This window comes from Salinihabitans flavidus (assembly GCF_900110425.1).
Lineage (GTDB): Bacteria > Pseudomonadota > Alphaproteobacteria > Rhodobacterales > Rhodobacteraceae > Salinihabitans > Salinihabitans flavidus.
On sequence record NZ_FODS01000003.1, the window covers coordinates 200,560 to 215,017 of the forward strand.

Sequence of the window (14,458 nt, forward strand, 5' to 3'; positions counted from 1 at the left end):
GCGGCGCCCAGGGATGATGGGAGGATGAGATGACGTATTACGACCTTGGAACGCACAGCTGCTCGGTGACCACCGGATCGGAGCAGGCGCAGCTCTGGTTCGACCGGGGGCTGATCTGGACCTATGGCTACAACCACGCCGAGGCGGTGACCTGTTTTCAGCGCGCGCTGGAGCATGATCGGCAGTGCGCGATGGCGCATTGGGGTGTCGCCTATGCCTCTGGCCCCAATTACAACATGCCATGGAAGATCTTTGACGAGGCGGGCCGCGCGGCGGCGCTGGCGGCCGCTTATGACGCGACGCAGGCGGCGCTAACCTGTCTGGACGGGGTGAGCGCGGAGGAGGCCGCGCTGATCCGCGCCCTGCCCGCCCGCTACCCGCAGCGCGAGCCGATCGCCGACATGTCCGCCTGGGACGATGATTTTGCCGATGCCATGCGCGCGGTGTTCGCCGCCCATCCGCATCACCGCGATTTGCGGGCGGTGTTCGCCGAGGCGCTGCTCAACCGCACGCCGTGGAACATGTGGGATCTGGCGAGCGGACAACCGGCGCAGGGCGCCAGCACGATCGAATGTCAGACAATTCTGGAAAAGGCGCTGGAGACCGATCCGGAGGCGATGCGCCATCCCGGCCTGCTGCATCTTTACATTCACCTGATGGAGATGTCGCCCACGCCGGAAAAGGCGCTCAGGGCCGGCGATGCGCTGCGCGAGCTGGTGCCGGATGCCGGGCATCTGGTGCATATGCCCACGCATATCGACGTGCTGTGCGGGCAGTATCATGATGTCGTCTACTGGAACCGCAAGGCGGTGGAGGCCGATCTGAAATATTACGAGCGCGAGGGCGCGCTCAACATCTATACCGGCTACCGGCAGCACAATTACCATTTCATCATCTATGGCGCGCTGTTTCTGGGACAGATCGAACCGGCGCGCGAAGCCTTGCGGGAGATTGTCGAGACAACGCCCGAGGATATGCTGCGCATCGAAAGCCCGCCGATGGCCGATTATTTCGAAGCCTTCCTCGCGATGGAGCCGCACGTCCTGATCCGCTTTGGCCGGTGGGAAGAGGCCACGCGGCTGCCGCTGCCGGACGATCCGGAGCTTTACTGCACGCAGGTGGCGCATGTGCATTACGCGCGCGGCGTGGCCCATGCGGCGCTTGGCCATGTCGCGCAGGCCGAAGCCGAAGAGCGGCTTTTCCACGCGGCCAGGGCGCGGGTGCCGCACACGCGGCTGTTGCACAACAACCGGGTGGTGGACCTGCTGGAGATCGCGGCGGACATGCTGCGCGGAGAGATCGCCTATCGTAAGGGCGAGTATGAGGCGGCCTTCGCGGCGCTGCGCCGGTCGGTCGCGCGCGATGACGCGCTGCCCTATGACGAGCCCTGGGGCTGGATGCAGCCGGCGCGGCACGCGCTTGGCGCGCTGCTTTTCGAACAGGGGCGCGTGCCCGAGGCGGAGGCGGTCTACCGCGAGGATCTGGGCCTTGGTGGGCAACTTTCAAGGGCCACGGTTCACCCGGATAATATATGGTCCCTCAAGGGGTTGCACGATTGCCTTGAGGCAAGAGGTGAAGAAACAGAGATCGTGCAGGTCGCCCAAAGGCTCGCCCTCGCGCAGGCTCGGGCGGACCGGGTTGCGCGCGCCTCCTGCGCCTGCGCGCAGGCGGCGATGGCCGGTTAGAGCGCGGCGCTGGGACGGGCGCCGATGGCATCATACCAGCGCTTCAGCGCCGGGTGCGTGTCGTCCACGCGCATCCGGATCACGCGGGCAAAATCGCAGAACACGTAGCCGGTGATGTCGGCCAGCGTGAAGCGATCCGTGGCGAGGAAATCGCGACCTGTCAGCCGGTCCTCCAGCAGGTCGTAGAACTGCGCGACGCGGGCGCGGCCGCGCTCGGCCAGTTCGGGGATCTGGTCATAGTCCACCGGGCCGGGCAGCGCGCGGCCCCGCATATGCGGATTGGAATTGCGCAGCGTTTCCGCGATGGGCTGCCCGCCCTGCGTCTCGCAGATGGCGGTCCACATCATCACGGCGGCCTTTTCCTCGGCCCCCTCCCCCATGAGCGGGGGGTGCGGATGGCTCTCTTCGAGGTATGTGGCGATGGCAAGGTTTTCTGTCAGCGCCGTGCCGTCCCGCGTGACCAGAACCGGCACCGTGGCACGGGGATTGACGGCAAGGAACTCCGGGACAAGCTGCTCTCCCGCCGCGATGCTGATCTCGCGCGTCTCCGGCGTGAGCCCCTTTTCCGCGATAAACATGCGCGCGCGGCGCGGGCTTGGGGCGGTGGCGCAATCGTAAAAGATCATCGGGGCCGGTCCTTTCTCGTATGGATGCGGGCAGGGTTGACCACAGCGCGGCAAATGTCGAGCGCTCAGCTCTTCGGCTGGCCCGCTTTCTTTTCCTGCGCCAGCTTCTCGGCCAGATCGCGGGCGATGGCGAAGGCGCCCTTGATCCTGTCGGATTCGGCCTTCCAGTCGCGGCGCACCACGATCTTGTTGTCGCGGATCTTGGCCAGCCCTTTCTGATCCTCGATGAATTCCACCAGCCCCTTGGGCGAGGCGAACCTGTCGTTGTGAAACTGGATGGTCGCCCCCTTGGGCCCGCCGTCGAGCTTGGCGATCCCGGCGCGTTTGCACATCTCCTTGATGCGCACGACAAGCAGGAGGGTATTGACCTCGCGCGGCAGTTTTCCGAAACGGTCGATCAATTCGGCGGCAAAGCCTTCCAGTTCAACTTTATCATGCAAGCCACTAAGGCGGCGATACAATCCAAGACGCACATCGAGATCGGGCACGTAATCCTCGGGGATGAGAACGGAGACGCCAAGGTTGATCTGCGGCGCCCATTGGTCATCGTCCTGCGTGAGCCCCTCGCTCTCTCCCGAGCGGATCTTGGCAATCGCCTCTTCGAGCATGGATTGGTAAAGCTCATAGCCCACGTCGCGCATCTGTCCGGACTGTTCCTCGCCCAGAATGTTGCCGGCCCCGCGAATGTCGAGATCCTGCGACGCGATGGTGAACCCTGCGCCCAGCGTGTCCAGTGAGCCCAGAACGCGCAGCCGCTTTTCGGCGGCCGGTGTCAGCGGAGACCGCGGTTTCGTCGTGAGATAGGCATAGGCGCGGGTCTTGGACCGGCCCACGCGACCTCGGATCTGATAGAGCTGCGCAAGGCCGAACATGTCGGCGCGATGGATGATCATGGTGTTGGCGGTGGGAATGTCGAGACCGGATTCCACGATGGTCGTGGCCAGAAGCACATCGTATTTGCCATCGTAGAAGGCGTTCATGCGGTCATCGAGTTCGCCCGCGGCCATCTGCCCGTGGGCGGTGACTACGCTTACCTCTGGCACCTGCTCGCGCAGGAACGCCTCGATGTCCGGCAGGTCGGAGACACGGGGGACGACATAGAAGCTCTGCCCGCCGCGATAGTGCTCGCGCAAGAGCGCCTCGCGCACGGTCATGGCGTCGAACTCGCTCACATAGGTGCGGATGGAGAGGCGATCCACCGGCGGCGTACCGATGATGCTGAGATCCCGGACCCCCGAGAGCGACAGTTGAAGCGTGCGCGGGATCGGCGTGGCGGTCAGGGTCAGGACGTGCACATCAGAGCGCAACTGTTTCAGGCGCTCCTTGTGGGTGACGCCGAAATGCTGCTCTTCGTCGATGACAAGCAGGCCGAGGCTCTTGAACCGAACCCCCTTGGCCAGAAGCGCATGGGTGCCGATCACGATGTCCACCGTGCCCCGCGCCAGCCCCTCGCGGGTCTTGTCGGCCTCTTTCGCGGAAATGAAACGCGACAGGCTGCGCACCTCGAGCGGGAAGCCGCGGAACCGCTCCGCGAAGCTCTGATAATGCTGGCGGGCGAGCAGCGTGGTGGGCGCGATCACCGCGACCTGCTGTCCGCACATGGCAGCGATGAAGGCGGCGCGCATGGCCACCTCTGTCTTACCGAAGCCGACATCGCCGCAAATCAGGCGGTCCATCGGCTGTCCGGAGGTCAGATCGCCCAGCACATCCTCGATCGCGCTGAGCTGATCGTCGGTTTCCTGATAGGGGAAGCGGGCGCTGAAGGCCTCCCACGCATGGTGGGGCGGCTCCAACACCGGGGCGGAGCGCAGGGCGCGTTCGGCGGCCACGCGGATGAGCCGGTCCGCCATCTCGCGGATGCGTTCCTTGAGCTTGGCCTTCTTGGCCTGCCACGCGCCGCCGCCCAGACGGTCGAGCAGACCCTCTTCATGGCCGTAGCGCGACAGCAGCTCGATATTCTCCACCGGCAGATAAAGCCGCGCCTGTTCGGCATATTCGATGTTCAGGCATTCATGCGCGGCGCCAGCGGCGGTGATCACCTCCAGCCCGCGATAGCGGCCGATTCCGTGATCCACATGCACCACCAGATCGCCGGGCGAGAGCGATTGCGCCTCGGTCAGGAAATTCTCGGCGCGGCGGCGTTTGCGCGGGGCGCGGATAAGCCGGTCGCCAAGCACGTCCTGTTCCGAGATCACCGTCATGTCGGGCGTCTCGAAGCCATGCTCCAGCGGCCAGACCGCGAGATAAAGCCCGCGTTTGCCGATGCGCGTGGCGTCACCGATTGCGATCGTCTCGGCCAGCCCTTCGTCCTCAATGAGCCCGGTCAGGCGTTCGCGCGCGCCTTCGGAATAGGAGGCGATGAGCACCGGGCCTTTTTCAAGTTTCGCGCGAACATGATCCGCCAGAGATTTGAAAAGACTTATATTTTCCTGCTGTCGCTCAGGAGCGAAATTGCGCCCGATGCGTCCGCCCGCGTCGATCACGCCGGGGCCGGAGGCCTGGGGCAGCGGGTGGAAATGCAGCACCCGGCGGCCCGAGAGCGCCGCGTCCCAGGCGTCGTCGTCGAGATAGAGAAGTTCGGGGGGAACGGGTTTGTAGACCGTGTCGATCCGCGACTTCTGGCCAAGGGCGTGATGACGCGTCTCATACTGGTCAACGATCCCGTCCCAACGTGAAAGACGCACCGCATCCGTCTGATCGTCAAGGGTAATCGTGGCATCTGGAAGATAGTCGAACAGTGTCTCCAACCGCTCATGGAAGAACGGCAGCCAATGTTCGATCCCCTGATGCTTGCGCCCCGCGCTCACGGCCTCATAGAGCGGATCGTCGGTGCCCGCCGCGCCGAACTCGATCCGATAGGATTGCCGGAACCGGGTGATCGCCGCCTCGTCAAGGATCACTTCGGAGACCGGGGCAAGCTCTATCACCTTGAGCTTCTCGGTGGTGCGCTGCGTCGCGGGATCGAAGCGTCGGGCCCCGTCGAGCACATCGCCGAACAGATCGAGCCGCACCGGGCCGCTCTCCCCGGGCGGAAAGATGTCGATGATGCCCCCGCGAATGGCATAGTCGCCCGGCTCCATCACCGTGGGGGCCTGCGAGAACCCCATGCGCACGAGGAAACCGCGCAGCGCCTCTTCGTTGATGCGTTCGCCGACATGGGCGGTGAAGGCGGCATCGCGCAGAACCTCACGCGCGGGGATGCGTTGTGTCGCCGCGTTCAGCGTGGTCAGAAGAATGAAGCGGTCCGGCATTCCGTGCACCAGCCCCGCCAGCGTCGCCATCCGCGTGGCGGAGATGTCGGCATTGGGCGAAACCCGATCATACGGCAGGCAATCCCAGCCCGGAAAGGTCATAACCGGCATATCGGGCGCGTGAAAGGCCAGCGCCGCGCGCAGCGCCGCCAGCCGCTTGTCATCGCGCGCGACATGGGCCACAGGGCGGCCCGTCTTGCCCAGTTCATCGAGGATCAGCCGGGCATCGAAGCCTTCGGGCGCCCCGCCGACGGAGATATGCGTTGTCTTGGTCATGATGCCTGTATCGCTCAGTGCAGCGGTGAGCCCTGTAGGTTCTGATACATCCCCCAGATCGAGGTGACGAGGATGGCGAGCATGCCGATCACCTGTGTCCAGAGCCGATGCTTTGCAAGGCGCTTGTGCAGGGTTTCGCCACGTTCCTGCCCCGACTGGATCAGCCGCGCGGTGTTGATGCCCATTATCCCGACAAGCGACAGCGGGAAGAGCAGCAGAAACACCGCCTGCGCGAACTCGAGACGATACCAGAAGCCGAGAACGACAATGATGGTGAACATGAAGCAGCCGAAACTGACCATCATCACGCCCGAGCTGCGCCCGAAATGCAAAAGGCGGTTGGTGTTGATGCGCACCATATCCTCAAGGTCGCGCTGCGCCGCGCCGCCCTGACGCCGCGCGCGCAGGATCATGTCATAGGGCACGCCAAGCACCCAATGGCTTGCCGACGACCACATCACGGCAAGCGCCACCCAATACCACAGGTTGGTGAAACTGCGCATGTCGATGAGTTCGAAAACCGTCTGATACCAGTGCAACGTGCGATGTCCCTTGAAATAGCACCCCGACATAGCGCGGGCGCGCGGCAATTCCTACCCTTGAGATGCGCGAATTTCCGTGGCAGGTCAGACAGGTCGCAATTCCCGGAGAGTGTCATGACCCCGACCGTCGCCCCCTTCCCCGCCGCGCGTCTTCGCCGCACCCGCCAGAGCCCCGCATTGCGCGGACTGGTGCGCGAGAACGTGCTTTGTGTTCAGGATCTGATCTGGCCGGTTTTCGTGCGCGACGGCGAGGACGTGGAAGAGCCGGTGAACTCGATGCCCGGCGTTGTCCGCCGCTCTGTCGACAAGGTGGTGGAGGCCGCGCAGGAGGCGGCGGCGCTTGGTATTCCGGCGATCTGCCTGTTTCCCTATACCGACCCGGCGAAGAAAACCCCCGGCTGCGAAGAGGCGTGGAATCCCGACAACCTGTCGAACCGCGCGACCCGCGCCATCAAGGCCGCCGTGCCGGACATCGCGGTGATGACGGATGTGGCGCTCGACCCCTATAACAGCGATGGCCATGACGGGTTCGTCGTCGAGGGCGAGATCGTGAACGATGCCACCGTGAAGGCGCTGGTCAAGCAGGCGCTGAGCCAGGCCGACGCGGGGGCCGACATCATCGGGCCCAGCGACATGATGGACGGGCGCATCGGCGCGCTGCGCCGGGCGCTGGAAGAGACCGGGCACAGCAACGTCACGTTGCTGTCCTATGCCGCGAAATACGCCAGCGCCTTTTACGGACCGTTCCGCGACGCGGTGGGGGCATCGGGCGCGCTCAAGGGGGACAAGACCACCTACCAGATGGACCCGGCCAACTCCGACGAGGCGCTGCGCCTTGTGGCGCGCGATCTGGCCGAGGGGGCGGACATGGTGATGATCAAGCCGGGGATGCCCTATCTCGATATTTGCCGCCGGGTGAAGGATACCTTCGGCGCGCCGACCTTCGCCTATCAGGTGTCGGGCGAATACGCGATGATCGCGGGGGCGGCGCAGAACGGCTGGATCGACGGGGATCGCGCGATGATGGAAAGCCTTCTGGCGTTCAAGCGGGCGGGTTGCGACGGCATCCTGACCTATTTCGCCCCGGCGGCGGCACGGCTTCTGCAACAGGCGTGAAGCTGCCAGCGTCCAGATGCAAGGTGACAGCGGCGCGTGGGCTGTCTATACTCTCGCCCCATACCGATCGGGGCAAACCCGGCGGCAGAGGCAACAGTCAGGCGAGAGAAAACATGAGCATCATCACAACACGGCGGGCCGCGCTGACCGGGCTTGCGAGCCTTGGGTTGACCGCGGCATGCGGCAACGGCATCGGAAGCCGGGGGCCGGCAGAGATCGACGCGCGGGTGCAAACCACGCTCAACCATATGTATTCCAACTATCCCGGGACCGTGGATCTGAAGGAGAAGTCGGCGGGCATGCTGGTCATGCCGCTGGTGACGGAGGCGGGCTTCGGCTTTGGCGGCGGCTATGGGCGCGGTGCGCTTCTGGTCGATGACGTGACGGTCGACTACTACTCGTCCGCGAAGGCGAATTTCGGATTTCAGATCGGCGCGCAACAATATGCGCACGTCCTGTTCTTCATGACCCAAGAGGCGCTGTCGCAGTTCCGCCGCTCAAGCGGATGGGCCGTTGGCGGGGATGCGGAATTCGTCGTGCTCAACGAAGGCAATTCGGCCAGCGCGGATACCACGACGGTGCTTTCGCCCGTGATCGGGGTGATTTTCGGGCGTGCGGGGCTTCGGGCGGGGCTGACACTCGAGGGAACGAAATACACCCGCGTCATTCCGTGAACCTTCGGATTGGCGGGACACGTGCCCCGCCAATCCCGCGTTCTGGAGCGATCAGTCGCCGGCAAGGGCGCGCAGGCGCTTGAACAGGCTCGACGTGTCCCAGCGGCCGCCACCCATCGCCTGCACATCCTTGTAGAACTGATCCACCAGCGCGGTCACCGGCAGGGTCGCGCCAGTCTCATCGGCGGTGGACAGGCAGATCCCCAGATCCTTGCGCATCCAGTTGACCGCGAAGCCGTGTTCGAAATGATCATCCAGCATCGTCTCGTAACGGTTCGACATCTGCCAGGACCCGGCGGCCCCCTGAGAGATCACCTCGACCACCGCGCGGCCATCAAGCCCGGCCTGTTCGGCGAAATGCAGCGCCTCGGACAGCCCCTGCACCAGCCCGGCTATGGCAATCTGATTGCACATCTTGGTCATCTGGCCCGCGCCGCTTTCACCGATACGACGGCACATCTTGGCGTAGGTCTGCATCACCGGCTCGGCACGGTCGTAGGCATCCTGATCGCCGCCGCACATGATCGACAGCTGCGCGTTCTCGGCGCCCGCCTGTCCGCCGGAGATCGGCGCATCGACGAAACCGACGCCCTTGCCCGCCGCCGCCTCGTAAAGCTCGCGCGTGACCTTGGCCGATACGGTGGTGTGATCGACGAACAACTTGCCCTCGCCCATCGTCTCGAAGGCCCCGCCCATGCCGGTGCAGACCTGGCGCAGATCGTCGTCGTTGCCGACACAGGCCAGAACAATCTCGGCCTCCTCGGCGGCCTCTGCCGGGGTGGCGGCCATCGCGCCGCCATGCTCGGCAACCCATTTCTCCGCCTTGGCGGCGGTGCGGTTGTAGACCGTGACATCATGTCCGGCAGCCTTCAGGTGCCCGGCCATCGGATAGCCCATGACACCAAGTCCCAGAAATGCAATCTTCGTCATCTGCTTTCCCCTTCGCTGCTTTCGTCGTAGTCTTTGTCCCGCCCGGGACGGCAGACTGCAAGAGACAATCGCAAAAAACGAGGCGGGACAACACGGCATGGCATTCTATTTCAGATGGCTTTTGCGGATCACTGGCGGGTTCGTGGTGTTGATCGCATTGGCGATCGCGGTGGTGTACTACCTCGCGTCGCGGTCCCTGCCCGATTACAACAAGACGCTGCGCGTCGAGGGAATTTCCGCGCCGGTGGAAATCATGCGGGACAATGCCAATGTGCCGCATATCTTCGGAGAAACGGACGCCGACGTGTTCCATGGCCTTGGCTACGCCCATGCGCAGGACCGTCTGTGGCAGATGATCATGCTGCGGCGCACCGCACAGGGGCGCCTTTCGGAGATCTTCGGATCGCGCACGCTCGATATAGACAAACTCCTGCGGCGGCTGGATCTGTACCGGCTGGCGAGTTCCTCGGTGGAGGCCCAGGACACCCGCACCGTGGACCTTCTTGAAGCCTACGCGCAGGGGGTGAATGCGCGCATTGACGAGGTGAACCGCGATGCGCTTGGTCGCGGCGCCCCGGAAATGTTCCTGTTTCCACATGCGGTGGCCCCGTGGCGACCCGCCGATTCGCTGGTGATCCTGAAGCTGATGGCACTGCAACTGTCCAGCCACCTTGAGGAAGAGGTGCTGCGCGCCCGGGTGTCAATCGCCCTGCCGGATCCGGAGCGGCTTCGCGACATCATGCCCGATGCGCCGGGAAGCGGGATCGCGGCGCTGCCGGAGTATTCCGCGCTCATGCCCGAAATGCCGCGCTTTGCAAAGACCACCCCCCTGCCCGATCATCCGCTGTCACCGTTCAAGCCGCGTGCCTTTGCCGGGGCATCGAACGCCTGGGCCGCGGCGACGTCACGCTCTGCCGCGGGGGGAACGATTCTGGCCAACGATCCGCATCTTGGCTTCTCCGCGCCGTCGACATGGTATCTGGCGCGGCTGGAGCTGCAATCGGGCGGTGTGATCGGCGGCACGATTCCGGGGTTGCCCACGGTTCTGGTGGGACGCTCCGCGCGGCTGGGGTGGGGGCTGACTTCCTCTTATCTCGACGATCAGGACGTATTCATGGAGGAACTCGACCCCGACAACCCGCAGGAATACCGAACGCCTGACGGGTTCAAGCCGTTCGAGACACGCAAGACCATCATTGAGATCAAGGATGAAGCGCCGGTCACGCTCACCCTGCGCTGGAGCGACAACGGCCCGGTGCTGCCGGCAAGTCACTACAGCCTTGGCGCGGTGACGCCGCCGGGTCATGTGCCCGCGCTCGGCTGGACCGCGCTGAGCGGTGAGGACACGTCGATGAGCGCCGCCATCGCGCTGATGGGCGCGGCAGACATCGAAGAGGCGCTCGACGCCGGCGAGGCGTTCATCGCCCCGGCGCAGAACCTCACGCTGGTCGATGACGAACGCATCGCGCTGAAGCTGATCGGGGCCATGCCCCGGCGCGAGGACGCGCATCGCAGCAAGGGGCGTCTTCCCAGCCTCGGCTGGCAGCCGGAGAACCGCTGGCAAGGGCACTTTGACTATTCGGCGAATCCCGAGTTCGTCGCGCCGGTGGGCGGTATACTTGGCAATACCAACAACAAGATCGTGGAGCGGCCCTTTCCGCTCCATGTCTCCTACAGCTGGGGTGACAGCCAGCGGGTGAAACGCTGGCAGCGGCTGATGCAGGGCCGGCAGGTGCATACCCGCGACAGCTTCATGGAAGCGCAGCTTGACACCGTGAGCTCCGCGGCACGATCGCTTCTGCCGCTGATCGGGGCGGACCTGTGGTTCACCGCAGAAGCCGCGCCCAAGGGCACGCCAGAACGGCAGCGCCAGCGCGCCTTAGCCCTTCTGGCCGAATGGAATGGCGAAATGAACGAGCACATGCCAGAGCCGCTTATCTACTCGGCATGGCTACGGGCCTTGCAGGAGCGGTTGATCCGCGATGAGATCGGAACTTTGGCGGAGGAATTCACCCATGTGGAGCCGCTGTTCATAGAGCGGGTCTTCCGCGACATCGACGGCGCTGCGGCGTGGTGCAACGTGATCCGGAGCGCAACCGAGGAAACCTGCGCCGACATGGCGCGGCTCGCGCTCGATGATGCGCTGCTCTGGATTGCCGAACATCATGGCCGACAGCTTGAAACGCTGCGCTGGGGGGATGCGCATCAGGCGACCCATGATCACCCCGTTCTGGGGGAGGTGCCGGTTCTGCGGTATTTCGTGAATATCCGGCAATCCACAAGCGGCGGTGACAACACATTGCTGCGGGGTCGAACCAGCGGCAAGGAGCCCGCCCCCTTCACCAATGTGCACGGAGCAGGCTATCGCGGGATCTATGATTTCGCCGATCCGGACAGTTCCGTTTTCATCACGTCCACCGGGCAATCCGGGCATTTCCTGTCGCGCTACTACGATGATTTCGCCCAGCTTTGGCGGCGGGGGGAGTATATCCCGATGTCGCTTGACGCCGATCTGGCGCGGGCGGCGGCGGTCGGGACGACGACACTCCGCCCCCGGCGCTGACATGGAGGCGCCCGCTCTGCCCCTGATCGCGCTCGGCCTTCTGTTTTTGGCCGGCCTCGGGGCCGATTGGATCGGCCGGCGCACATGGTTGCCACGGGTCACGCTATTGCTGGGGTGCGGGCTGGTCGTGGGCAAGGCGGGGTTCGATCTGCTTCCCGAAAGGGTCACGCAGCTCTATCCCACCGTGAGCGTCATCGCACTGAGCGCGGTGGCCTTCCTTCTGGGCAGCGCGCTGTCGCTCGAGACACTCAGGACGCATGGCAAGGCCATCATCATGCTGTCGCTGTCGGTGGTCATCGTGACATTGGCGGTGGTGTCGGCCGGACTCTGGCTTATCGGGGTGCCGCTGGCGCTGGCGCTGATCCTCGGGGCAATGGCCACGGCGACCGACCCCGCGGCGATCTATGACGTGATCGACCAGTCGGGGCGAGCGAGCGGGTTTACCGACAGGCTCAAGGGAATCGTGGCGATTGATGACGGCTGGGGTTTGATCGTCTTCAGCCTTGCGCTGGTTCTTTCACAGTTCATCGAACAGGGGGATGCGGGGGGCAGCGCGTTGCTCCACTCGCTGCAGGAGATCGGCGGCTCGGTGGCGCTGGGGCTCGCGATCGGGCTTCCGGCCGCTTATCTGACCGGGCGCATGTCGGAAGGTGAGCCGCTTCGGATCGAGGGGCTGGGGCTGATCTTTCTGACCGCCGGGCTGTCGATCTGGCTCAACCTGTCCTATCTGATCGCGGGGATGACGGTGGGCGCGGTGATCGTGAACGTCGCCACTCATCACACCAAGGCCTTTCACGAGATCGAGCATTTCGAGTGGCCCTTCATGATCATCTTCTTCGTGCTGGCCGGTGCCTCGCTCGATGCCTGGGCATTGCTGGGTGTTGGCGGAGTTGGTGTGGCCTATGCGGGTTTGCGCGTGCTGGGCCGGATCGCGGGTGGTTGGGCCGGGGGGCATCTTTCGGGCGTGCCGCGGCGGGAGCGGCCATGGTATGGCCCTGCGCTGCTGCCGCAGGCGGGCGTGGCGATCGGCATGGCGCTGATCGCGTCCGACAAGATGCCCGATCAGGCCGACACGATCATGGCGCTTGCCGTGGGGACCACGGTGGCCTTCGAACTGCTCGGACCCGTGGTCGCCGCAGTGGCCATCAGCCGGGCGATCGGGCCTAGAGCGCGTTGAACTGCGCCTCCTGCTTCGCGGTCCAGAGCACCGTGATTTCGAACCCGTCGTCCGTCTGGCGTTCGTTCTGAACCAGATCGTGATCGAAGAGCCATGCGCGTTTGCGCCCCTCGGAAAAACCCAGATGCAGCTCTGTCTGGTGCTGTGCGCCCTGAAGCGCATCGGACACCGCGGCAAGCAGCGCCGGCACGCCCTCGCCCGTGGTGGAGGACACGGCAAGCACCGCATCGTCGCGCGCCGCGCGGGCGCGGGCGGCGTCGCGGGCATCGGCATCCAGAAGGTCGATCTTGTTCCAGACCTCCAGTATCGGCGCTTCCTCCTCAACGCCCAGAGAGGCAAGGATAGAGCGTACATCTTCGGCCTGAACTGCGGTCTCGGGGTGGGAAATGTCGCGCACATGCACGATCAGATCGGCGGCCAGCACCTCTTCGAGCGTGGCGCGGAAGGCCGCGACAAGCTCTGTCGGCAGGTCGGAGATGAACCCGACCGTGTCGGAGAGGATCACTTCCGGGCCTTCGGGCAGTTCAAGACGCCGCATCGTCGGGTCGAGCGTGGCGAACAGCATGTCCTTGACCATCACGTCCGCCCCGGTCAGGCGGTTGAACAGCGTCGATTTACCGGCGTTGGTATAGCCGACGAGCGCGACAATCGGATACGGCACCTTGGCGCGCGCCTTGCGGTGCAACTCGCGCGTTCTGACCACCTTGTCGAGCTGACGGCGCAGGCGCACGAGCTGTTCGTCGATGGCGCGGCGGTCGGCCTCGATCTGCGTTTCGCCGGGACCGCCGACAAACCCAAGGCCGCCGCGCTGTCGTTCAAGGTGGGTCCATGCGCGCACCAACCGGGTGCGCTGATAGGAAAGCGCGGCCATTTCGACCTGCAACACACCTTCTCGGGTGCGGGCCCGGTCCGAAAAGATTTCCAGAATCAGCCCGGTCCGGTCCAGAAGTTTCACCTTCCACGCCCGTTCCAGATTGCGCTGCTGCACCGGCGTGACGGGGCCGTCGATCAGGACGAGACCGATCTCCTGCTCGGCGAGCTTCTCTCCGATCTCGGCGATCTTGCCGGAGCCGAAAAGCGTTCCGGCATGAGGCCGGGACAGGCGCACCGTTTCCGATCCCGCGACCTCCAGACCGGGAAGCGCCTCGGCAAGCGCAACAGCCTCTTGCAGGGCGCGGGCCGGCTCGCGGCGCTTGTAGGCGCTGGTAATCTCGGGATGCAGGACCCACGCGCGGGTGATCTGCGGATCATGCTCCATCAAGTGCCGTCATCGCCTTCATAAAGGCTGATGGACTGCGCTGGCATGATCGTGGAAATGGCGTGCTTGTAGACAAGCTGGCTCTGCCCGTCGCGGCGCAGAAGCACGCAGAAGTTGTCGAACCAGGTGATCACACCCTGAAGCTTCACGCCATTGATCAGGAATATCGTGACCGGAACCTTGGTCTTGCGAACATGATTGAGAAATGCGTCCTGAAGGTTCTGTCGATCCGAAGCCATCGTTTATACGCCTTTGTTCTTATGTCGTGCCCGGGAGCCAAATCATTTTCAGGGCCAGAGTATGTCGTGCATCGTCCTGACATGCCATAGCAAAATACAAGAAGTTTCAAGGGGGCGTGAC

General features: G+C 64.4%; 11 protein-coding genes. 5 read left to right on the forward strand and 6 right to left on the reverse strand.

What is annotated here, in order from left to right; translation table 11 throughout:
* Nucleotides 1-29: 29 nt before the first annotated feature.
* The gene (locus tag BMW66_RS04345; RefSeq protein ID WP_093115783.1) at nt 30-1,685 is read left to right on the forward strand and encodes a tetratricopeptide repeat protein; all 1,656 of its coding nucleotides are present in this window, start codon (nt 30-32) and stop codon (nt 1,683-1,685) included.
* Here the strand turns inward: BMW66_RS04345 and BMW66_RS04350 are convergent.
* From BMW66_RS04350 to BMW66_RS04360, 3 genes are all read right to left on the reverse strand, one after another.
* On the reverse strand, nt 1,682-2,311 hold the full coding sequence (locus tag BMW66_RS04350) for a glutathione S-transferase family protein (RefSeq protein WP_093115785.1): 630 nt from the start codon (nt 2,309-2,311) through the stop codon (nt 1,682-1,684). The two genes, BMW66_RS04345 and BMW66_RS04350, sit on opposite strands and share 4 nt — an antisense overlap.
* Nucleotides 2,312-2,376: 65 nt before the next feature.
* Nucleotides 2,377-5,838, reverse strand: coding sequence for a transcription-repair coupling factor (gene mfd / locus BMW66_RS04355; protein ID WP_093115787.1), 3,462 nt, complete (start codon nt 5,836-5,838; stop codon nt 2,377-2,379).
* 14 nt (nt 5,839-5,852) lie between these two features.
* Nucleotides 5,853-6,377: a component of SufBCD complex gene (locus BMW66_RS04360; RefSeq protein ID WP_093115934.1), complete on the reverse strand. Its 525-nt coding sequence runs from the start codon at nt 6,375-6,377 to the stop codon at nt 5,853-5,855.
* 117 nt (nt 6,378-6,494) lie between these two features.
* On the opposite strand from BMW66_RS04360, the gene hemB reads away from it, so the two are divergent.
* Both hemB and BMW66_RS04370 read left to right on the forward strand, forming a co-directional pair.
* A complete protein-coding gene (hemB, locus tag BMW66_RS04365) occupies nt 6,495-7,496 on the forward strand; it encodes a porphobilinogen synthase (protein ID WP_093115789.1) in 1,002 nt (333 codons plus the stop codon).
* 113 nt (nt 7,497-7,609) lie between these two features.
* Nucleotides 7,610-8,170 carry a lipid-binding SYLF domain-containing protein gene (locus BMW66_RS04370; RefSeq protein ID WP_093115791.1) on the forward strand — a complete coding sequence of 187 codons (561 nt, stop codon included), beginning with the start codon at nt 7,610-7,612 and terminating at the stop codon, nt 8,168-8,170.
* A 51-nt stretch (nt 8,171-8,221) separates the two neighbouring features.
* Here the strand turns inward: BMW66_RS04370 and BMW66_RS04375 are convergent, their stop codons facing one another.
* Nucleotides 8,222-9,100 (reverse strand): NAD(P)-dependent oxidoreductase, encoded by an 879-nt coding sequence (locus BMW66_RS04375; protein WP_093115793.1) that lies wholly within the window; start codon nt 9,098-9,100, stop codon nt 8,222-8,224.
* Nucleotides 9,101-9,197: 97 nt separating this feature from the next.
* On the opposite strand from BMW66_RS04375, the gene BMW66_RS04380 reads away from it, so the two are divergent.
* Complete coding sequence (locus tag BMW66_RS04380) at nt 9,198-11,663, forward strand: penicillin acylase family protein (RefSeq protein WP_093115795.1); 2,466 nt, start codon at nt 9,198-9,200, stop codon at nt 11,661-11,663.
* Nucleotide 11,664: 1 nt separating this feature from the next.
* Entirely contained in the window at nt 11,665-12,840 is a 1,176-nt protein-coding gene (locus BMW66_RS04385) for a cation:proton antiporter (protein ID WP_093115797.1), read from the forward strand.
* Here BMW66_RS04385 and hflX read toward each other — a convergent pair.
* Both hflX and hfq read right to left on the reverse strand, forming a co-directional pair.
* On the reverse strand, nt 12,827-14,098 hold the full coding sequence (gene hflX / locus BMW66_RS04390) for a GTPase HflX (protein ID WP_093115799.1): 1,272 nt from the start codon (nt 14,096-14,098) through the stop codon (nt 12,827-12,829). The genes BMW66_RS04385 and hflX overlap by 14 nt on opposite strands.
* Nucleotides 14,098-14,337 carry an RNA chaperone Hfq gene (hfq, locus tag BMW66_RS04395; RefSeq protein ID WP_093115801.1) on the reverse strand — a complete coding sequence of 80 codons (240 nt, stop codon included), beginning with the start codon at nt 14,335-14,337 and terminating at the stop codon, nt 14,098-14,100. Before hfq ends, hflX begins: the two co-directional genes overlap by 1 nt.
* Nucleotides 14,338-14,458 lie beyond the last annotated feature (121 nt).